The sequence below is a fragment of the Bacteroidota bacterium genome, from assembly GCA_016718825.1.
Lineage (GTDB): Bacteria > Bacteroidota > Bacteroidia > J057 > JADKCL01 > JADKCL01.
On the sequence record JADKCL010000001.1, the window covers coordinates 235,835 to 257,161 of the forward strand.

The following is a 21,327-nucleotide window of genomic DNA, read 5'->3' on the forward strand; positions in this document are numbered from 1 at the left end:
TGAGCGTCGTTGGCGCTCACGCCGCATTTTGGGTAGCGCCAACGACGCGCCAATTGCCCCATCACACCGCATTTTGGGTAGCGCCAACGACGCGCCAAAAACCCAATCCCTAAACCCAGCCTGTACTTTTTACTTGAATTCAAACTCAAACCAGAAATGGGGTATTGATATTTGCATACACCCACCACACTTTTTTTCTGATATTTGCTAAACGAACGCTACGATTCGGTTTTGCTATGAGATATTCCTGCATCCGGTTTTTCCTTTCTCTGCTCTTGTTTGCCTCAAGCCCGTTGCTGCTGTTGAGTCAGTCACGGCCCGCATCCACACCAAAAGAATCGAAACCCGTTTCTACCCCAAAGCCAGCGCTCAACAACAATCCGGTATCCGCGCCGAAGCCAGTAAGCGGGGCTGTGAATTCTTCCAGCCCAAAGCCTGCCAGCTATTCTGAGTCATTTTCCAACCCCAAGCCGACCAATGCCTCAACGCCTGTTTCGAGTCCCAAAGCGGTCTCGAGATTTAATGGCGAATCAGGTGTTTTTATTCCTGTTTGGGAGAAAGAAATGCAGGTGAGCAGTCCTGTCAACGTTCAGGAAATGATCAAAGCGCCCTTTTTCACAGGGGCATCGTTTGACCGCGAAGTGGTGAACCTTCCCTACTATGACATGTTGGTTCCCGTCGGCAAAGGTGAAAGCCTGACGATCGGCTCGGTACAAGCCGAAGGCGTGCAGGAGGTAAGTGACGAGACCTTCAAATTGGCGATGCAATCGGCCACATTGCAAAAGGACGCTGCTTGGTATCCCAATTCCCATGTGGTCACAGGGCAGGTGATCAGCATCCGTGGCGAGGAATTTCAGCATGTACAGATTTATCCGATCCTCGTGGCTGCAGGTGGGAGCAGTTACAAGAAGGCATCCACCGTTAATTATAGTGTTTCCCGCAAACAAGATGCCGCGCGACGCACTCCCGACCTGAACGCCCGCCAAGGTTATGTCAATGAGTCGGTTTTGCGCTCAGGTGCATTCTACAAATTTGGCATCACCTCCGAAGGCATGTACCAATTGGATCACAGCTTCTTCTCCGGATTGGGTGTTGATCCAGCTTCCATCGATCCACGGACGATTAAAGTCTATGGCAATGGCGGCGCGACCTTGCCACAAGTTGCGGGACTTTATCCGCATGACGACCTGGTGGAGAATGCGTTGTTGGCGCAAGGTGCTGGCGACGGCAGCTTCGACGCCAACGATTACGTTGCATTTTATACTCCGGGACTCGGACGTTGGGAAGACAGCGACACCGTGGACCGCTACATTTATTTCCCGAATTTCTACTCCGACACGGCGTTCTACTTTGTGACTTGGGGAGGCGCAAATGGAAGAAGAATCACTGCATTCCCATCCGCTGCGAATCCAAACTTTACCCCGACCTACACGACCAAGTTCGGGCACTACGAAGTAGACAAAGACAATACCATCACTTCTGGCAGGCTTTGGATGGGCGAGCGGTTTGACCTCACAACCACGCAGTCCTTCAATTTCAACCTACCCAATATCGTTTCCGGATCCAATGTGCTCACCTCCGTACGTACAGGTGCGCGCTCCACAGGTGTGGGAAGTAAATTCACCATTCGTGAAGGCGGCACTGCCTATGCTGAATTGACCATGAACGCCACGAGTACGGTCTATGGTACGACGGATTATTACTGCGACAATGCGACATTCAATATCCCTTCAACAAAAATTGCTGACGGGCAATTGAATCTTGAATTGATCTACAATAAGCCCACCACTTCCTCTGTCGGCTATTTGGATTACATCGAATATCAGTTTCAACAGGAACTGAACCTTGCGGGCCAAAACTATTTCTACTTTACCGCCACCGACAACGTTGGCCCGGGGCAGGTCTTCAACTATCAACTTGGTGGCGCAAATCCCGGCTATCAGATTTGGGACGTGACTGACCCGCTCAACGTACGCCCCATCGTCAGCACTTTGAATGGGAACACTTTGACCTTTGCGGTGGAGGCCGACAGCAACAAGCGCTTCGTTGCCTTTAATGGCAGCGGATTCAAAAGGCCTTCGGGTGCCAAATTGGTTCCCAACCAAAATCTCCATGCGCTCACGCAAGCCGAATTTCTGATTGTCACTCACCCCGATTTCTGGGATGATGCCACAAGGCTTGCCGACTTCCACCGTTCGCACTATGGCCAATCGGTCAACGTGGTGCGTGTGGGTGAAATTTTCAATGAATTCAGCTCCGGAGCACAGGATCCAACAGCGATCCGTGACTTTGCCAAGATGTTTTACGACCGCGGGCAGCAAGGTGGCACGCCGCTCCGCTACATGCTTTTGTTTGGCGATGGATCGTATGATTACAAGGCCATTCAAACGCCGGTCAATACCAATTTTATTCCGACGTATCAAAGCCGTGGTTCGCAGTTGCCTACCCGCAGCTACACGAGCGACGACTATTATGGCTTTTTGGATGATGGCGAAGGTCATTGGGGCGAGCAGGCCTACAACCGTGATGCGGAGATCATTCCTTTGTTTTGGGCAGAGGGAGATGTAGCCTTGACCGACCATGGTCTGGACATTTCTGTCGGCCGTTTTCCGGTTGCCAATGCAACGGAGTCCAAAGCTGTGGTGGACAAGATCCTTGCCTACCATCAAGACTATACGAGTTATGGACCATGGCGCAACAGGGTCTTGCTTACGGCAGACCACAAAGATGACGACGGCAATTTGCATGCGACGCAGGCAGACGGCTATACGGCGCAGATCCAGGCCGGCAATCCTTGCGCCAACATCGACAAGATTTACATGGACAACTACGTCCTTGAAAACCAAGCCTCTGGCGACCGTTTTCCTGATGGCAAGGCCGCCTTGTTGAAGGCTCTCGATGAAGGCAGTCTCTTGGTCAACTACACGGGCCATGGCGGGGAAGTGGGTTGGTCCAATGCCCAAATCCTGGACATTTCCGACATCAACAAGATCGACAACGGCAACCGTTTGCCCGCCTATGTCACTGCTACCTGCGAATTTGGCCGTTGGGATGACCCCAACCGCAAAGCAGGAGCCGAGGTTTTACTCGTACGTGAAGGTGGAGGTTCGGTAGCCATGTTTACCACGGTACGCGTTGTCTTTGCCGGTCCCAACCATACCCTCAACATCAATTATTACAACGAGGTATTCAAATACGACACGCTGAATCAGCGCATGCCGACGATGGGTGAGGTCTTTATGCGCACCAAAAACGTAAGTTGGGGTGGTCAGGTCAACAACCGTAATTTCTCCCTGCTCGGAGACCCGGCCATGACCCTTGCCTATCCACACAATAAGGCGGTGGTTACAAAAATCAATGGCAATGCGGTCATCGGCAATGTCACCGACACCCTGAGTGCGCTCAATTTGATCACGATCGAAGGCGAAGCCCGCGATCAGCAAGACAATTTGATGACGACCTACAATGGCGATTTGTTCGTGACGGTGTATGACAAGCCCTCCAAATTTACGACAAGGCGTCGTCCATTTGACTTCATCTGGCAACGCAACAAGGTTTTCAAAGGTTCAGCCACGATCCAAAACGGCTTGTTTGCCTTCGAATTTGTCGTCCCGATTGACATTTCCTATGAAGACTTGCTGTCCAACCTCAATGGAAAGATCAGCATGTACTACAACAACACCACTTCTGACGGTGGCGGTTGCAACGATGATATTTTCATTGGTGGATCCGACTCGGCAGCGATCAGCGACAACCGTCCACCGGAAATGGATCTGTTCATGAACGACATCAAGTTTGCCGATGGCGGCATGGTCGGTCCTGATCCGATTTTGATTGCCGAGATTTTTGACGAAAACGGCATCAACACGGTCGGTACGGGCATTGGTCACGAGCTCACGGGGATTTTGGACAACGATGAAAGCGAAGTTTTGGTGCTCAACGACTACTATGAGGCCAACCAAAACAGTTATCAAGATGGGACCATTCGGTATCCCTTCAAGGATTTGGAGCCCGGAGAGCACAATCTCAGGGTGAAGGTCTGGGACGTCGCCAACAACAGCAGGGAAGGCGAAATCAACTTCATCGTCGCAGATGATGCCACGATGGCCCTTGGACATGTCCTCAATTACCCGAATCCATTTTCCACGAACACCAAATTTTTCATCGAGCACAACCGCAATGGCAATGCCTTGATGGTGCAGGTGAAGGTTTATTCGGTCAGTGGCAAGCTCGTCAAGACTTTGCAGGACAACTTCTTTGCAGAGGGCAACCTCTATTGTGACCTGGAATGGGATGGTCTGGACGACTATGGCGATGCCATCGGCCGTGGGGTATATGTCTACGAGGTCGTCGTGAAGGATGAGACCACTGGAGACCGAATTTCCAAGTTTGAGAAATTGGTTTTGCTGCGGTAACCAAGCCACTCCCCAAGCCCGAAGTCCAAAAAATTTTCTGGATTGGGCTTGGGGGATGGTTGGTCTAGGTTTGTATTGAAATTCAAAATGCATGCTGCCCAAATAAAAAATGTAGGTCAGGTGCTTGTTAAATGGGCCTTTTTCGTAACTTAGCCCAAATATTTAAGCCTATCGGATAATTATTCTACTTTTGTAAACGATTTTTGTGAAGGTAATAGGAACGCCTTGGGCAATTGGCCAAGGGTTAAAAGTAGAATAATAATGAGAATCAAGGGATTTATTCAGACGTTTGCTTGTGCTTCTTTGCTGTTTTTTTCGGGCAAGCTTGAGTCATTTGGGCAAGGCACCACGACAGGAGGCCAAGACATCAAGGCCATCACGACAGCGGTGCCATTCCTGATGATCGGTCCCGATTCGCGGAGCGGTGGTATCGGTGAGGCGGGTGTCGCCGTTGCAGACAATGCCAATGCCGCACACTGGAACCTTTCCGCATTGGCATTTTCCGAGAAAAAATTTGGTATCGGTCTGAGCTACACGCCTTGGTTGCGTCAGCTTGTACCGGACATCAACCTGAGCTATCTGAGTGGCTACTACAACATGGGCGAACGTGCCGGGGTGATTTCCTCCTCCTTGCGCTACTTCTCCTTGGGCAACATCATCTTCACCGACGAAAATGCGGTTGAGTATGGTAAGTTCAATGCGAATGAGTTTGCGTTTGATGCCGGTTATACCCGCAAAGTCACCGACAACTTCTCCGCTGGCGTAGGTTTGCGCTTTATTTACAGCAACTTGGCTGCGAATGCAAGTGTCAATGGTTTTGAAACCAAGCCAGGCATTTCCTTCGCCGGTGACTTGAACATGTTGTATACCAAAGATTTTGATGCCGGCGCACGTCCGCTGAATTTCCGTTGGGGCCTCAATATCTCCAACATCGGTGCCAAGATCTCCTACACCAACAGCTCCAACAAAGACTTCATCCCGACCAACTTGCGTTTGGGTGTCGCCCTCAAGGCTGGCTTGGACGATTACAACAGCCTCACGGCAACGGCAGACTTGAACAAGTTGATGGTGCCCTCCGAAGGCGGTCAAAGCAAGCAGACGTTGATCAGCGGCATGTTCTCCAGCTTTGGCGATGCTGAAGGCGGATTCTCAGAGGAATTGCAAGAGCTGAACCTCTCCACGGGTGTCGAATATTGGTACAACGACCTCTTCGCTGCCCGCGCAGGCCTTTTCTTGGAAAATGCTTCCAAAGGCAATCGCAAATTTGTCACCCTCGGCTTGGGCGTAAAGTACAGCTTCTTCGCGCTTGACTTTGCCTACCTCGCCTCCTTGAGCCAAAACCACCCGCTCCAAAACACATTGCGTTTCTCCTTGAGCTTCGCATTTGATCCGGACGGCAATCGTTGATAAGTAGTAAGTTGATTGATTTTTTATAAAGAAAGTGCCCCGACTCCCCGTTGGGGCCTTTCTTCTTTTAGGGGTGTGGGTTTTGTGGGGATTCTTATCTTTGTTGGATTCTAATTGGTTCGCTGTAAAAACATCTGCACGTGCTGAAATACCTGAAGCTAGAAAATGTAGGCCCTGCCCCACAAATGGAGCTGAACCTAGCCCCACGGCTCAACATCATCACCGGCGACAACGGCTTAGGAAAGAGCTTTTTGTTGGATGTTGCTTGGTTTGTGAATACCGGCAGCTGGCCTAGGGACATCAACCCAACGATTAGCGGGGGGTTGGTGGCGCGACCCAAACCAGGTACCGAAGGGAAGATCACGCGTAGTTACAAGGCACTAGAGGAGGGCGAGAAGGCGGTAACGTGGGTGGGAAATTTCGTGTATGATCTCCAGAAATGGAAGTTTCCCTACATTGGTGATGTAAAGCGGTTCCCGACGATCTACATGATGGCGGATGGTTCAGCTGCAATTTGGGATCCTTTGCGCAACTTCAATGATTTGTCGCTATTCGTTTCCGAAACAAAGGATAGGCCATGGGCTTTTGTATTTAGTCAGGAAGAATTGTGGCGGGGGAAAGAAGATGCCAATCGGAGGAAACTCATTCAGGGCCTTGTAAGCGATTGGGCGAATTGGCAAAAGGAAAAGGGCGAGAAATTTCTTCTTCTGGAGCGCCTACTTCAAGCTCTGAGCCCAGATCAATCGAAGCCCTTCAAGGTCGGGAATCTTATCCGTATCGATGTTAACGACATGCAGGACATGCCGACCCTCATCATGGATTATGGGGTTGAGGTAGCGATTGTCCATGCAGCTGCCGGTATAAGACGCATCCTCTCCTTAGCTTACGTTCTGGTCTGGTGGTGGGAGGAACACCGGCGCGCAGCGACACTTTACAATACCGACCCTTCTGAGGAACTTACCTTTTTGCTCGACGAAGTCGAATGCCATCTCCATCCAAGCTGGCAGCGAAAAATCGTGCCGGCATTGCTTGAAGCGGTAAAGGAACTTTCCAAGGACATCTCAGTCCAACTCATCGCTACCACACACAGCCCGCTCGTGATGGCATCGCTAGAACCCCATTTCGATGCCAGAATGGACAAGTGGTTTGATTTGGACCTTGATCGCGACAATGGATCAAAGCCAGAAGTCAAATTGACAGACAGGCCGTTCAGAAAGTACGGAGACGCCGAATCGTGGCTACACAGTAGGGCATTTGATCTTTCAAGCACCCGGTCGATTGAAGGGGAGTCGTTACTGCGTGAGGCAAAGAAATTGATGGATCAAACTGCTCCGTCTTCCGAAGAAGTGAAATTGATGCATCAACGGCTCGTCGATTCACTCGACGCGATGGATGAATTCCTAGACTATTGGCGCTTGTTTTGGAGAAGGAAGGAGGGGGAGGAGTGATTCCGGTTCAACTTCAACCAAAACCCACCCAGTTTGACGAGTTGGTGCAGAGACCAGGGATGGAATGGATGCAGAAGAATGGCATTCAACTCGATCAACCTCTGGAAAAAGGGACAACGCTCCCGAATTATTGGGTAAGGGCACTCGCAGATCTATGGACTACCTATCGTGGTGTCTGTGCCTACTACGCATTCCGATTTGAACTGGCGTCGGGCGCACAATCCACGGATCATTTTGCTGCCAAATCTAGAACCCCAAGAAAGGCATACGAATGGGAAAATTTGCGACTGGCATGCTTAGAGGCAAATCGACAGAAACATCAGCACGATGATGTCTTGGATCCAGTGGAAATTGAATCTGACACATTTAGACTCGAGCTTTCGAAGGGTCGCATTTTTCCAAACCCTGAAAAAAGTATTGAAACACAGTTGAGAGCGGCTACCACCATCAAGCGCCTAGAATTAGACGACCCGACCTTGGAACGATTGAGAGAACGACATTTTAGGTTGTTTCGACAAGGAGAAATGTCTAGCAACATGCTCTGGGAGGAAAATCCTTTTGTGTACGCCGAGGCAGTAAGACAAAAGCTTCTTTGAACACTACCCTGAAACAATTCTCAATTCTCAATTCGTCATTTGCAATGCATCTCCTAGCTGAATCCGGCGGTACGAAAACACAGTGGTACTTGTACGATGCACAAGGCCTGCAACGCGAATTCCGCACGAGCGGATTCAATCCCAATGTGCAGTCAGCCACCGAAATTGAAGCGCAGCAGCGCGCGGATTGGGGACAGGAGCTTCCCGTCGGATTGGGGCTGCAACTCGACTTTTACGGTGCGGGTCTTGGGGCACCGGGCACAGAAGCCATCGTTCGGGGGATTTTGACAAGCCTCTTTCCTGGATTGACGCTGAACTTGCGCACGGACATGCTCGCGGCGGCCTTGGCAACTTGCGGCGATGCCCCCGGCATTGTCTGCATCCTCGGAACCGGCAGCAATTGCTGTTTTTGGGATGGACAAAAGATCACGGGCAACCTCGGTTCTCATGGCTATCTTTTCAGCGACGAAGGCAGCGGCGCCGACCTCGGTCGGGCAATTGTTTCGGCTGCGCTGAATGGCGAATTGCCACACCACATTGAGCACAAATTCCGGGATTGGGCAGGCAAACCCTTTCTGGAAATTCGCACAGAGATTTACCATTCGCCCAAGATCAATGCCGCCCTCGCCCACTATTCGCGTTTTTTGGCGGAGCATTTGGATGATCCGACCATTCGCATGATGGTCGTAGCGCGATTCATGGCTTTTTTGAATCGTACGGTTTTGCGGATGCGGGATTACCGACAAACACCGATTCATTTTGTCGGTTCGATCTCCGAAGTGTACCAAGCGCCCTTGCGGGAAGCGTTGTCCATGTTGCAACTCGCTCCGGCCTCCGTCACGGCTGCGCCCGGTGAAAAATTATTGGCCTACCACGTCTCGAAATTGAAAGGCGAAGCGCATTGAAATTCTCGTGGCGCTATATCAAGAGCTTTTTCAACGAGGAAATTGTCGAAAAGGGCAATTCCACGATCAGCCCGGGTTTGCAGGTTTGGTATGCCTACGGCCGGAAAATGCTCAACGCGGCCAATGTGAACTACAGCTTCGGCCGGTTGGACAAAGTTTTCCGGTCCACGTTCGCACAATTGGATGTGGCCAACAAAGGAATGCAAAATGTACTCTTGCTGGGCTTGGGTGCGGGCAATGTGACAACCATTCTCCGCGAACTTGACCCTCGCATCCACGTCGTCGCCGTTGAAATCGATCCCGAGGTCGTGCGCTTGGCAGAGACGCACTTCGAATTGAAAACGGGCCCTCAATTGGAGGTCGTGCTCGCAGATGCGATCGCTTATGTCCGGGACTGCCAAAAACGCTTTGACATGGTGGTGGTCGATATTTTTGTGGACGACGAAGTGCCGGAAGCTGCTTGCGAGCCGGATTTTCTTTCAAAAATGGCTTCGCTCTTGAATTCGAAGGGATTGTTGGTTTTCAACCGATTGGCGCACCGGCCTGACTTGCGCCAACAAACGGAGGAGTTTGGCCGTAAGATGAAAACCGTCTTGCCGGGAACACGTATTTTGGACGCAGACCTCAACAAGGTTTTGGTGTATGAGAAGAAATAGCATCGCATTCATCGTTTTGGGATTCCTGCTTGGAGTCGGATTGGTTGGCTGCGCAGGCGGCAAGAAGCTGATCACATCCACGGGCATTCACAAATTCAAATTGGGCGACCAAATGCCTCCTACCGGCATCGACCATCTCGGCGGACGCAGTGCAAGAGACACCTTCGAACTTCAAGGCGAATACCAATGGCGGCAAGTCGTTTTGGAATACCGCAAGGGCAACGTCTACCTCGAAGAAGATTTTTTCGGATCGGATTACATTTCTCGCGTGCGTGTGTACACCCCCGAGCTCGCCTTGCGCAATGGTTTGCGCGTCGGCATGCAGGTGAGCGATCTGCAGATCAAGGCCAATGACTGGACCATTGTCCCCTTGCCCGACTACAACCTTATCGACCTTTATTCCCGCACCATGCCGCGCATCCATTTCCTTATCGACGACCCCGCAGTCGCCAAAGACAAGGATTGGTCAGAATACAAGATCGAACAATTGGCTCCTGCAGCGCCGATCAAGGGAATCGTCGTGTTCTGAAATTCTCGGTCAAAAATCGCAGTATTCCCAAAATCACATTAATTCCCGTACTTTGTACCCGTTTGAAACGGCAATTAATTTCGACTGAAGCGATGCACAAATTCATGGTTACCATTAACCTGCCACAATTCCCCAACGAGGAATACATGTTGTTGATTCCAAAACAGCGCGCGGTGATCGTTGAGTTGCTCGCTGCAGGGCGCATCAGCAGCTTCAGTTTGGACAGAAACCGCCAAAAAGCTTGGATGGTAGCAAGTTGCAAGGATCATGATGCCCTGCAAAACATGCTGCGCAAGTTCCCGATGCACAAATTTTTTGAGTACGAAATCAGCGAGCTGATCCTGCACGACACCGAATTCATGGGCTTGCCCAAGATGGTGTTGAACTAGGAGCAGCAAGAAATATCGAATACAAGTAGGGCAGCACTTTGGTAGCTGCTCTTTTTTTGCCAATTTCCAGCATGGGCCGCTGGAACATCGACATTGAAGACAAGGCAAAACCCGAAGACGTGCGCTTCGTGGTTGCTAAATTGGAGGCCTTCAACGAGGCCAACACGCCCGCGCCGTTTGAACGCAAGGAAATCCGATTGTTTATTCGGGACGAGGCTGGCACGATTCAAGCCGGTTTGCTGGGCGCTGTGAGCATGCATTGCCTTGTGATTCAGATTCTTTGGGTGGATGAGGAAATGCGTGGAAAAGGTGTCGGAACCGAATTGCTCGTGACAGCAGAGGTGCTCGCCAAAGAAAAGGGCGCACGCCAAGCCATTGTTGAAACAACAACTTTTCAAGCACCCGAATTTTATACCAAACTCGGTTATAGTACCATCTGCGAAATTACCGACTGCCCGCTCGGGGCGAGCTCGCTATTGATGCGCAAGTGGTTGTAGCTTTCGATCCGACAAAATCCCCCATTTTTCGCATTGCAGGCCGATGAATGTTGCGAAAACGTTAAATTCGTGAGGCGCTAATGAGAATGTGCTTGTGAAGATGATGCGGTACGGTTTGCTTTTATTGCTCCTTTTGCTTCAAATTTTAACGTTTGCCCAAGTGGTCGACCGGTATCCCTATGTGCAGCAACCCACGGAAACGAGTGTGCTGATTGCTTGGAATACAGCCACTTCGGGCGTTGGGACTTTGAGCTGGGGAACCGGACCCTCAGCGCTGACGAATAGCCTGAATGAGGTGGCAGCAACCCAAAAGCATTCCCTTACAATCTCTGGGCTGCAACCTAATACGCAGTATTTCTACCAAGTGACCACCGATGCGGGTTATACAAGTGCAGTCGAGCATTTCTGGACTGCCAAACCCGTGGAGAACCGTGCCATCAAATTCCTGCATTATGCCGACTGCGGCTACAACAATACGATTCAGAACCAGCTTTCCGCCCTGATGGAGCAAGAGCCGGTGGACTTTGCCGTCGTGGCAGGCGACGTCGATCAAGGCGTCGGCGATGCCTATGACAATGTCTTCTTTGGCGTGTACAAAAATATGCTTGCACGCGATTGTCACTATACTGCCATCGGCAACCATGATATCATTGCCAACGGAGGCGTCGATTTTTTTGACAGCTTCTATCAGCCGACGAACAATGCCCAGCAAAGCGAGCATTATTACAGCTTCACTTGGGGCAATGCCAAGTTCATCTGCCTCGACTCCAACGGCGACTACAGCATCGGTTCCGATCAGCATGACTTTCTTCTGGACGAATTGAAATGCCGGGATCAAGAGTGGTTGTTTGTCTTTTTCCACCATCCGCCGTGGACCAATGCTTGGGATCCGAGCTACTACGTTCCTTTTCAGCCCTATTTCCAGTATGACGGAAATGACGATATGCGGACCGCGCTTGTGCCCTATTTCGAGCAATACGATGTGGACTTTGTGCTCAATGGTCATGCGCACTGCTATCAGCGTGGGGAAATGAACGGTGTCAACTATGTGATTTCAGGTGGCGGGGGCACAAGTACCTTGGATGCGCATACCTGCAATACTTTTCCCGGCAACCTGCCTTGCGCACCCAATATTCAGCAAGAGCTTTATGTGAATGAGTATGTGCGCTTCACAATCAATGGCGATACCGCCTCCTTTGCGACGGTAGACCTTTCCGGGCAAGTGGTGGATTCGGTAACGGTGATCAAGTCATGGACCGCGTATGCGGCAAATGTCACGACCTTCGGAGCCTCGGGCGCGACCGTGGCAGATGGCAGCGCAAGTGTAGCGGTGAATGGTCCCCATCCGCCGTATACATTTTTGTGGAGCAACGCGGCAACTTCCGCCACGGCCTCCAACCTGCTTCCCGGGGCCTATACCGTCAGCATCACCGATGCCAATGGCTGCGTGCGGGTGGATTCAGCATTTGTCTGGTCAACCGTGAGCAGCTCGGCGATGGTGAATTCACAGATTCAAATTTATCCCAACCCATTCCATGACCGCTGCCGGATCGACTTCCCCAATCCCGGGCATCAGCCCTGTACCTTGGAGATGTATGACATTGCCGGGAAACAAGTACGCAGCATCGAGGGGATCACTTCCGGGTCAATCGGGATTGAATCGGGCGATCTCGAAGCGGGAATTTACCTGCTGCGTATTCGTGGAAAGGGCGTTTCCCTGACGGGGAAGGTGATCCTGCGTTAAGGCAAGCGGAATAACTTCCGGCGAAGCTGCACGGATGTCATTCAGAATTCCAGCAGCGATCAAGCGTAAAGTTCCAGCACCTGCTCGGCATGCCGACCTGATTCGACAGGATGGATCACATGCGCGATTTTTCCCTTTTCGTCGATGATATAGGTCGTCCGGTGAATCCCGTCGTAGGTTTTTCCGAAGGTCGTCTTCTCGCCCCAGACGTTGTATTTCTTGATGATTTCGTGTTCCGTGTCGGCCAACAATGCAAAGGGAAGGTCGAATTTCTGTATGAATTTCTGGTGGGCCTTCTCCGAATCCGCACTCACGCCCAGGACGACAAAACCGCGTTCGGTCAGGAGCGCATGGTTGTCCCGCAGGTTGCAGGCTTCCTTGGTGCAGGTCGGCGTATTGTCTTGCGGATAGAAGTAGAGCACCACTTTTTTGCCTTTGAAATCCTTCAAAGAGACCGGTTTCCCGTCTTGGTCAGCAACTTTGAAATCAGGTGCGGCGGTGCCAACGGCGAGGAATGTCAAATTTTCAGCCATGCTTCAATTGTTTTTGGAACGAAATAAAATATTCACCGTGGGGATCAGAACACAATGGAAAACGATGCTTGGGCGAGATTGTTTGCATTGTCGTAGACGATTACCTCCAAGTTGTGGGTAGTTCCGGTGCGGTTGTGCAGGCGATGCGTGATCGAATTGGACTTCGCATCGTATTCAAACAGTTCCCAGGCCCCGTCGATGGTGCAAAGGAAGCGCTGACTTGCGATGCCTGAAAAGCTGTCGTCGATCTGCAAACTCAAGGTCTTTTGGCTGGCTGGAATCGTGCTTCCAGACTTGAAATTGAGGGGTTTGAGCGTAGGGGGAGTACTGTCGGCCATGACGCAGAATGTGCCAAAGTCTCCCGAAGCGGCTGATATGGTGCCGTCGGGTTTGTGTTCGTTGCCGACAAACACCCAATTGCCGCCTTGGCGGCGCGCGACGACAAGCTGCGAAGGATCGCTGACCTTCGAGGGCGTGAACTGCAAAACAAACGACTTGAAGATCGGCTGGTCGGATCGACCGACTTCGTAGCTGTCTGTGAATTGGTTCCGACCGCCCGGCAGGCGTTTCAAATGCAGGGGCAGCGAATCAAAAACGCATCCGGCAGGCAAAAAAAGCTGCAATTCCCCGTCCTCGACGACATTGTCCTTCACGGGGTAGACCTTTTTTCGGAAATTGAAATCCACGCGGTGCCCGGCAATCGGATCGCCGACGGAGACCGGCATCCGCCGTTGGTTGAGGTCCAGCAAGTACACCAATTCTTCGCCCTGCAAGTAGGCCGGCGGCAACAATTCGGTGGTGCCATCGGCAAAGGCGACGGTGAGACCTTGCAATTGGCGGGTCACCGGCTTGCTCAGGCGCAGCACGCAGACATTTCGGCGGATGGTCGAAGTCAGCCGTTGCCCTTGCCCGCCCGTCACGCTCGCGGGCAGTTGCGCAGGTGAGGCGCGCTGCACATTCGCGCGGACAATGCTCGTGTTGCGATAGCCGTCTGCGAGTTCCAAGCGCAAGGCATGGACTTGGTCGTCTTTCAATTCGATCCAACCGCGGTCGACGCTCTGCGGATGGCAGATCAATTCATTGCCCGGTTCGACATAACTGCGCTGCAACTTGCGTCCGCCAGCCTTGTTGTGGGCGTAGTCAAAGTGTACGTTGATGTATTTCTTGTCGTCAAAGGTGAATTTCTCGAGCGCAAATTCGTAGATCAATTGCTCGTCCAGATAGAGTTTGGCGTAGTTGATGCCGCAGCTGTTGGCGGCGCCATCGAGTTGGTCAAATCCGTCGTATTCCAAGCCGACCTTGCCTTCGAGGCGCACTAAATCGACGATGCGATAGTCGCCATTGTTGCCTTCGGGTTTGACTTCGAACTTCTCAAAACGGCCATTGACCCGGGAATTGACCGTGATCGGTTCGAAGGCAATGCCCAAAACCTGCGGCTTGATATGGTCGGCGATGTAGGGCTGATAATAATTGAGCGGATTCATGATGCGCTCCTCCGGATCGCGGATTTCGAAATGCAGGTGCGGACCGCTGCTCGACCCCGAATTGCCACTGTATCCGATCAGGTCGCCGGCTTTGACGGGCATTTGGCCTTCGTCGAGGTAGATTTCCTGCTCATATTGCTTGCTCGCGTACTGCTTTTGGTAGACAAACTCCTCGATAGGCGCCGTGAAGCCGTTCATGTGGCCGTAAACGGAAAATTCGCCATCGGGGTGGCGCAGGTAGATGGCTTTGCCAAAACCAAACGGGCTTACCTTGATGCGGTAAATGTAGCCATCGCGCACTGCCAAAAGCGGCTGCCCGATGCCGCCGCCGGTTTTGATGTCGATGCCCGAATGAAAGTGGTTGTTGCGCAATTCGCCGAAGGTGCCCGCAAGCAAAAAGCTGTTGCCCGACATGGGAAATTGGTAACCTTGGACTTTCGCATGGGGCAAAAGTGTCATCGCCGGCAAAAAGCCGAGCAAAACAAGCAAACCGAAAATGTAAAAAAGGCGTTTTGGCCGCGTCTTATTTGACATAGAAGTCCAGCAATTCCTTGCCTTCCAAGCTGGCTTGCAAGCGGTCGCCGACATTGACCTTGCCCACGCCTTCGGGAGTTCCTGTGAAAATCAGGTCACCCGCTTTGAGCGTGATGAATTGCGTGATGTATGCGATCAGCACATCCAAGGGAAAGATCATGTTGCCGCTGAATCCAGATTGGCGCACGACGTCGTTTACGCGCAATTCGAAGTGCAGGTTTTTGTGATCTGCATAGGATTTTGGATCGAGAAACTTGGATATCGGTGCCGAATGGTCAAACATTTTGGCCAAGGTCCACGGATGTCCTTTTTTCTTGATTTCGTCTTGCAGGTCGCGTGCGGTGAAGTCGATTCCAAGTCCGATGCCGTCGATGTAATCCCAAGCCTCGGACTGCGAGACATGGCTGCCGTCTTTGGCGACACGGTAGACCAATTCGCATTCCCAATGAATATCATTGCTGAAATTGGGGTGCAAAAAGTCTCGGTTGTCTTCAAGAATGGCCGTTTCAGGCTTCAGAAAGATCAAGGGTTTGTCAGGAACAGCATTGGCCAATTCCTGGGCATGCGCAGCATAGTTGCGACCGACACAGATGATTTTCATGGGCTTAGAGTTCACATTTGCTGCTCACAGGAACTTGATCCAACGGATCATTCAACGTCACGATGCTGTCGCCGACGAGATAACCTTTTTCAGCTTCCCAGACCGTGACTTCGCTGCCCTTGCACTTGATAAACGGATTCGAATTTTTGTCGCTGGGTTCGAAGGCGAGGATCCAGGTGTTTTTGTCTTCGTCGTAGCGCAATTTGTAGTTGCCTTCACATTTTTCTGGAAGCAATCCGGTGCCAAATGCACTCATCTGCGTGCGATGGCCTGCATAACGGCCGTCGTGACCGAGCTCCATGCGATGGCGCAAATCCTCGGAACAATAGCGTCCGGCTAGGATGGCCTTCACCTCTTCCTCACCCGGATGATCGGGTGCAAACGAACAAGCCCCGCACAAAAGGGAGGCTGCAAATGCCAATATCAACAGCGGTTTTTTCATCAGTTTTCCCAAAGTTTGCCAAAAATAAGAAAAACAGACGGGTTATTGCAAAATAGCAGATTACCCGAGAATGCCTGCTGAGCCAATTCCCTGCCCGCGCGTTGCAATCCAAAGGAGGAGAATGCCCAGAAAAACGACATTCGCAGTGATGAAAACGAAGGCTTTCCAGGCGCTGGCGGGAATCGGATTCCAGAGAATTGCATACCATCCCACCGCAGAAACGAGTCCTGCCGCCGCGAACCAAAACCATGTTAATCCCACCGCAAGTTGTGTCCCCCACTGACCGGAAAGCTGTTCAGAAAGCAAAGTGCCCAGCAAAAATGCCGGAAATGAAACGGTGAACAACCTTGAAGCAAATTTCCAAACCGTCTCCATGCCGACGAAAGTTGAGTTTCAAATTACAACCAAGACAAGCGCGTAAGGAAGCAAAACCCTAAAATATGGTTTTGATGCAATAGAGAAGGATAAATGATTGCTTTCGACAATGGATGTAATACTTCTATGCGCCTTTTATTTCGGCCATTTTGACTATCTTTGAAGTTGCGACTGCCAACTTGCAGGCATATACTTTTCAAAGCGTATGAGAAAATTCACTACTTATTTTGCCTTGAGTTTTGCCATCGTGGCTTCCGTAGCCATGATTGGACCCTGTTCTGAGACGCTTTGCAGCGGGAACTCCGAATCCCAAGGCGAACAGTCAGCCTATGCGTCCCTCTTCAATCAACGACTTGCAGCACTTCCAAAGGTTGCTGGCGGCGAAAAAGAGGGAAAAGACAAAAGAAATCAGCCCGACATGTTTGCGGAGTTTGACAAGCTCAAGCGCATGAATCCATTGACGGGGGAAGTACCTGCCGACGGACTTCAAAACGCCTATGAATATTTTGTGTCGAAGTGGGGAGAGCCACGCATCAATCCTGAGAGCAATTCCAATTATGGACTTTATTGGGACGAGCGTGGCCCAACAGGCATTGGCGGCCGTACCCGTGCAATTATGTGGGACCCAAATTCTACGAATGGATTTTTTGCGGGTGGCGTCGGTGGTGGCCTTTGGCATACCGATGATGTGACGGTGGGTTCGCCCAACTGGACGCAGGTGAGTCCGTTGTTCAGCAATGTTGCTGCAACTTGTATCAACTACGATCCGACCAATCCCATGGTGATGTACTATGGCACAGGAGAGGGCTGGTTCAATGTGGATGCCCTTCGCGGAGCCGGCGTTTGGAAGTCGACCAACGGTGGCATGAACTGGTCGCAGTTGAGCAGCACTACTGGAAATGCATTCTACTATTGCCAAGGAATCCTCGTCACAAATTCAGGCGTACTGTATGTTGCTACCAAGGGAGGCTTGCAACGGTCGACCGACGGCGGTGTCACTTTCACGAAGGTGTTGGGCTCCGGCGTAGGTGCGACCAATGATTGGATGACCGACATTGACATTGCTGGAAATGGTGATCTTTTTGTTGGGGTGAACGGATCAGGGATTTATAAGTCAGCCGGAACCTTGGGTGCAACGCAAGGTACAGCGGGGACCTGGACGCGCCTTACAACGAATTTTGGTTCGGGCTATGGTCGTGTTGAAGTGGCTGCAAGCATGAGCAACAGTGCCTATGTTTATGCCGTTTGTGAAGTGGGAAATGCCAATACTGACATCTTCAGAACGACCAACGGCGGTTTGACATGGGCTGCAACGACCGCACAACCGGTAGCAGGAGCCTACAATTTTGGCGATGACATCACCAACGGACAGGCATGGTATGACCTCAGCCTTGGCGTTGATCCTAGTGATCATCAAGTGGTGTATGTCGGGGGTATCAATCAACACCGCACCACCAATGGTGGGTCTTCTTGGACGTTGCTGACCGATGCCTATGGCTTTGGGCAATACATCCACCCGGACCAACATTCGGTAGCTTTTAATGCGACAAATCCACAGAAACTGGTGTTTGGCAATGATGGTGGTATCTGGTACAGCAGCAATCGCGGCACAACCGTTTCCGAGCACAACAACAATTTCAACGTCACACAATACTATTCCTGCGCAATCGACCCCCGTGCAGGTCGCAACCGGATCATCGGTGGCGCGCAAGACAATGGATCCACGATGGTCGATGCCCCGGGTATTTCGGCAGGGATTGAGCTCACAGGATCAGATGGTGGCTATGTTGCAATCAACGCCATTTATCCTGATACGATGTTTACCACGACACAGTATGCCACTGTTCGACGTTCGAGGAATGGGGGAAATACATTCCAATCGATCACCAATCCATCACTCAACGAAAACAATACGCTGTTTATCAATCCGATGGAGATCAGCGTGACCAATCCGAATTATTTGTTTCAGGGATCGACGGTATTGTGGATGCATCCATCCAGCGCTACGGGAAGTGCAGCGGGTTGGCGTCAAATTACCTCGTCCTTGGGTACCAATGTTACCGCCATTGGACCTGGCTATAACCCGAGCACCGTGGTTTATTTTGCTGCGGGCGGCCGCGTTTACCGCATCGCAAACTGTGCCACCGCCAACAGCTCCACCGTGCCTGCCACCGTGAATCCAACGGGTCTTGGCAGCGGCTATATCAACTGCGTGATGGTGAATCCCAACGACAATAACCACATCGTGGTGACCTTCAGCAGCTATGGTGTGGCCCATCGTGTGGTCGAATGCCGCAATGCCGACCAAGGTGCAAATGCCGTTTGGAAGGTTTTGACAGGCGACTTGCCCGACCTTCCTTGCAACTGGGCAGTGATCGAACCCAACAATCCCAATGGCTTGTTGGTGGGAACCGATCTGGGCATCTTCCGTTGCAGCGACATTACCTTGCCTGCCAATGCGATACGTTGGACACCGGAAAACATGGGCATGGGCATTCCAAGAGTCGAACAAATCCGCGCAAGGTACAGTGATAAAATGGTGTTTTTGAGCACCCATGGTCGCGGGTTTTATTCGACCAATTCCTACAACCTCGTGCCTGCAGCCGCCTTTTCTGCTTTGAATGTCGTGGCTTGCGACGGCATCGTTGAATTTATGGATTCAACCTCCAATGCCCCAGTGCAATGGGCTTGGGACTTTGGTGATGGGGGAACTTCTACCGTGCAGCATCCGACGCATCAATATTCGGCAAGCGGAACATACACTGTAAGCTTGACGGCCACCAACCCCAATGGTAGCTCCACGACCAATCAGTCGATTACCGTAACTGTGGTTTCCCCTCCTACAGCCTATGCAGGCGTGGACACTTCGGGTTGCCCGGGTGATACCGTGCAGCTTTCTGGAAGCGGTGGGGTTAGTTATGCTTGGGCACCTGTGGGGGCTGTGATCAGTCCTTATGCGGCATCAACCCAAGTTGTGGTAAACCAAACGCGCACCTTGATTCTGACGGTTACAGATGCAAACGGCTGCACCGACACCGATACTGTGGTTGTCTCCGCCAACGCATCTCCAAGCGTTTGGGCTGGTCAAGACCAGACCATTACGACAATGGGTGGTTCCGTGAACTTGGCAGCAAGCGGCGGTGTAACCTATCTCTGGTCGCCATCCACGGGTTTGAGTTGCACCAATTGCCCCAATCCGGTGGCTTCCCCTTCGGTCACAACGACCTACACATGTACCGGATACAGTGCTGCGGGTTGTGAACGGAGTGACAACGTCACAGTCTTTGTGACCATCGTCGGCGTGGATCCAAGTCGTGACGGAGGTTTCTCGATCGACGCGGTGGCACCGCAGCCGATGAATGACCGCGGTATGATTCGGTTCACGACGCCAGAGGCAGGCGCAGTCAGGCTCGATTTGATTGATATGACTGGAAAATTGGTGGGATCTGTTTTTGATGGCAATGCCAATGCCGGCCAAACGACGTTGCAATGGGAGCGCGGTACGCTAGCCTCGGGGATGTATTTCCTGCGGATGCGTGCCGGGGATCATGTGGCAACGATGAAAGTCGTCCTTCAGTAATCCCATTTTGGGGAACATTGTCGGGGAGCATCCTGTTTGGGAATGCTCCCCGATGCTTTTTGTACCACCATGGAAGTGCTTCGGGGACAGCACCGAATTCTTCCTTTTGCCTTCAATCCCCCAATCCTCCTTATCTTTGGCACGTGACGCAGCTTCCCAACATTCGCAGTTTGGACCTTGCAGCCCTTAAGTCGTGGCTCGAAGGTATCGGTGAAAAAGGCTTTAGGGCCAAGCAAATCCATGAATGGCTGTGGAAACGCAATGCGAATAGCTTTGAAGCAATGACCAATCTTGGTCAGGGTTTGCGCAAACAATTGCAGGATCATTTTACGATCGGCAAGCTAGGAGTGCATTCCGAGCAACGCAGCAGCGACGGCACCATCAAATACGCCTTTCAGATGCCCGATGGCAATTTGGTGGAAGGTGTTTTGATTCCGACGGAAACTCGGGTCACTGCTTGTGTTTCGTCGCAAGTAGGATGCTCGCTGACATGTAAATTTTGTGCGACGGGTTATCTTGACCTCAAGCGCAACCTGCAGCACTATGAGATTTTTGATCAGGTAGCCTATATCAAAGACGCCGCCGAAAGAGAATATGGCCGACCGCTCACCAACATTGTCTATATGGGAATGGGTGAGCCATTGCTGAATTACAAGCACGTCTTGGGGAGCATCGACATGATCACTTCCGAGGAAGGATTGGCAATGGCGCCCAAACGCATTACGGTGAGTACTGCCGGAATCGCCAAAATGATCCGAAAACTCGGAGACGATGGTGTTCGCTTCGAATTTGCCTTGAGTCTGCATGCCGCCAATGACACCAAGCGCAACGAAATCATGCCCATCAACGAATCCAATAGTCTTGAGGCATTGGGTGAGGCATTGAAGTATTTCTATGAGAAAACGGAAACTCGGGTAACCTACGAATACATCATTTTCAAGGACTTCAATGACAGTCTTGAAGATGCTGAGGAACTTTATCAGTTTTCCTTGATTGTACCGTCCAAAATCAACATCATTGAATACAACCCTATCGATGAAGCTGGTTTTCAGAACACGAGCGGCAACAAATTGCACCGTTTCAGGCAATACTTGGAAGACAAGGGCGCCATTGTCAATGTCAGACGCAGCCGCGGCAAGGATGTCGATGGTGCATGTGGACAGCTTGCTTTGAAGCATCGCTGAACTGTTTT

The 21,327-nt window shown here is 51.4% G+C and carries 17 protein-coding genes; 12 read left to right on the forward strand and 5 right to left on the reverse strand.

Annotated features, from left to right (window positions below):
• The first annotated feature begins 236 nt into the window (after window positions 1–236).
• The 10 genes from porU (at window position 237) to IPN95_01000 (ending at window position 12,586) form a co-directional block, all read left to right on the forward strand.
• Window positions 237–4,415, forward strand: coding sequence for a type IX secretion system sortase PorU (gene porU / locus IPN95_00955; protein MBK9447989.1), 4,179 nt, complete (start codon window positions 237–239; stop codon window positions 4,413–4,415).
• 261 nt (window positions 4,416–4,676) lie between these two features.
• Entirely contained in the window at window positions 4,677–5,822 is a 1,146-nt protein-coding gene (gene porV / locus IPN95_00960; protein ID MBK9447990.1) for a type IX secretion system outer membrane channel protein PorV, read from the forward strand.
• Between the two features lie 185 nt (window positions 5,823–6,007).
• Window positions 6,008–7,270, forward strand: coding sequence for an AAA family ATPase (locus IPN95_00965; protein MBK9447991.1), 1,263 nt, complete (start codon window positions 6,008–6,010; stop codon window positions 7,268–7,270).
• Window positions 7,243–7,866 carry a hypothetical protein gene (locus IPN95_00970; protein ID MBK9447992.1) on the forward strand — a complete coding sequence of 208 codons (624 nt, stop codon included), beginning with the start codon at window positions 7,243–7,245 and terminating at the stop codon, window positions 7,864–7,866. Before IPN95_00965 ends, IPN95_00970 begins: the two co-directional genes overlap by 28 nt.
• Window positions 7,867–7,910: 44 nt before the next feature.
• Entirely contained in the window at window positions 7,911–8,771 is an 861-nt protein-coding gene (locus IPN95_00975) for a hypothetical protein (GenBank protein ID MBK9447993.1), read from the forward strand.
• Window positions 8,768–9,427, forward strand: coding sequence for a fused MFS/spermidine synthase (locus tag IPN95_00980; protein MBK9447994.1), 660 nt, complete (start codon window positions 8,768–8,770; stop codon window positions 9,425–9,427). The genes IPN95_00975 and IPN95_00980 overlap by 4 nt, the downstream gene beginning before the upstream one ends.
• Entirely contained in the window at window positions 9,414–9,956 is a 543-nt protein-coding gene (locus IPN95_00985) for a hypothetical protein (GenBank protein ID MBK9447995.1), read from the forward strand. Before IPN95_00980 ends, IPN95_00985 begins: the two co-directional genes overlap by 14 nt.
• A 92-nt stretch (window positions 9,957–10,048) precedes the next feature.
• Window positions 10,049–10,345: a hypothetical protein gene (locus IPN95_00990; protein ID MBK9447996.1), complete on the forward strand. Its 297-nt coding sequence runs from the start codon at window positions 10,049–10,051 to the stop codon at window positions 10,343–10,345.
• Window positions 10,346–10,416: 71 nt separating this feature from the next.
• Window positions 10,417–10,842 (forward strand): GNAT family N-acetyltransferase, encoded by a 426-nt coding sequence (locus IPN95_00995; GenBank protein MBK9447997.1) that lies wholly within the window; start codon window positions 10,417–10,419, stop codon window positions 10,840–10,842.
• A 133-nt stretch (window positions 10,843–10,975) separates the two neighbouring features.
• Window positions 10,976–12,586 carry a T9SS type A sorting domain-containing protein gene (locus IPN95_01000; GenBank protein MBK9447998.1) on the forward strand — a complete coding sequence of 537 codons (1,611 nt, stop codon included), beginning with the start codon at window positions 10,976–10,978 and terminating at the stop codon, window positions 12,584–12,586.
• A 59-nt stretch (window positions 12,587–12,645) separates the two neighbouring features.
• Here IPN95_01000 and bcp read toward each other — a convergent pair whose 3' ends face one another.
• From bcp to IPN95_01025, 5 genes are read right to left on the reverse strand one after another with little or no spacing between them, the layout of a single operon-like run.
• A complete protein-coding gene (gene bcp / locus IPN95_01005; protein MBK9447999.1) occupies window positions 12,646–13,119 on the reverse strand; it encodes a thioredoxin-dependent thiol peroxidase in 474 nt (157 codons plus the stop codon).
• A 44-nt stretch (window positions 13,120–13,163) separates the two neighbouring features.
• Complete coding sequence (locus IPN95_01010) at window positions 13,164–15,137, reverse strand: M23 family metallopeptidase (protein MBK9448000.1); 1,974 nt, start codon at window positions 15,135–15,137, stop codon at window positions 13,164–13,166.
• Window positions 15,127–15,738: a fumarylacetoacetate hydrolase family protein gene (locus IPN95_01015; protein MBK9448001.1), complete on the reverse strand. Its 612-nt coding sequence runs from the start codon at window positions 15,736–15,738 to the stop codon at window positions 15,127–15,129. The genes IPN95_01010 and IPN95_01015 overlap by 11 nt, the downstream gene beginning before the upstream one ends.
• A 4-nt stretch (window positions 15,739–15,742) precedes the next feature.
• Window positions 15,743–16,180, reverse strand: a complete 438-nt coding sequence (locus IPN95_01020; protein ID MBK9448002.1) for a hypothetical protein — start codon at window positions 16,178–16,180, stop codon at window positions 15,743–15,745.
• A 60-nt stretch (window positions 16,181–16,240) separates the two neighbouring features.
• A complete protein-coding gene (locus IPN95_01025) occupies window positions 16,241–16,555 on the reverse strand; it encodes a hypothetical protein (protein MBK9448003.1) in 315 nt (104 codons plus the stop codon).
• A 205-nt stretch (window positions 16,556–16,760) separates the two neighbouring features.
• Here IPN95_01025 and IPN95_01030 point away from each other — a divergent pair, with 205 nt between their 5' ends.
• Entirely contained in the window at window positions 16,761–20,135 is a 3,375-nt protein-coding gene (locus tag IPN95_01030; protein MBK9448004.1) for a PKD domain-containing protein, read from the forward strand.
• Entirely contained in the window at window positions 20,045–21,319 is a 1,275-nt protein-coding gene (gene rlmN, locus IPN95_01035; GenBank protein ID MBK9448005.1) for a 23S rRNA (adenine(2503)-C(2))-methyltransferase RlmN, read from the forward strand. Before IPN95_01030 ends, rlmN begins: the two co-directional genes overlap by 91 nt.
• Window positions 21,320–21,327 lie beyond the last annotated feature (8 nt).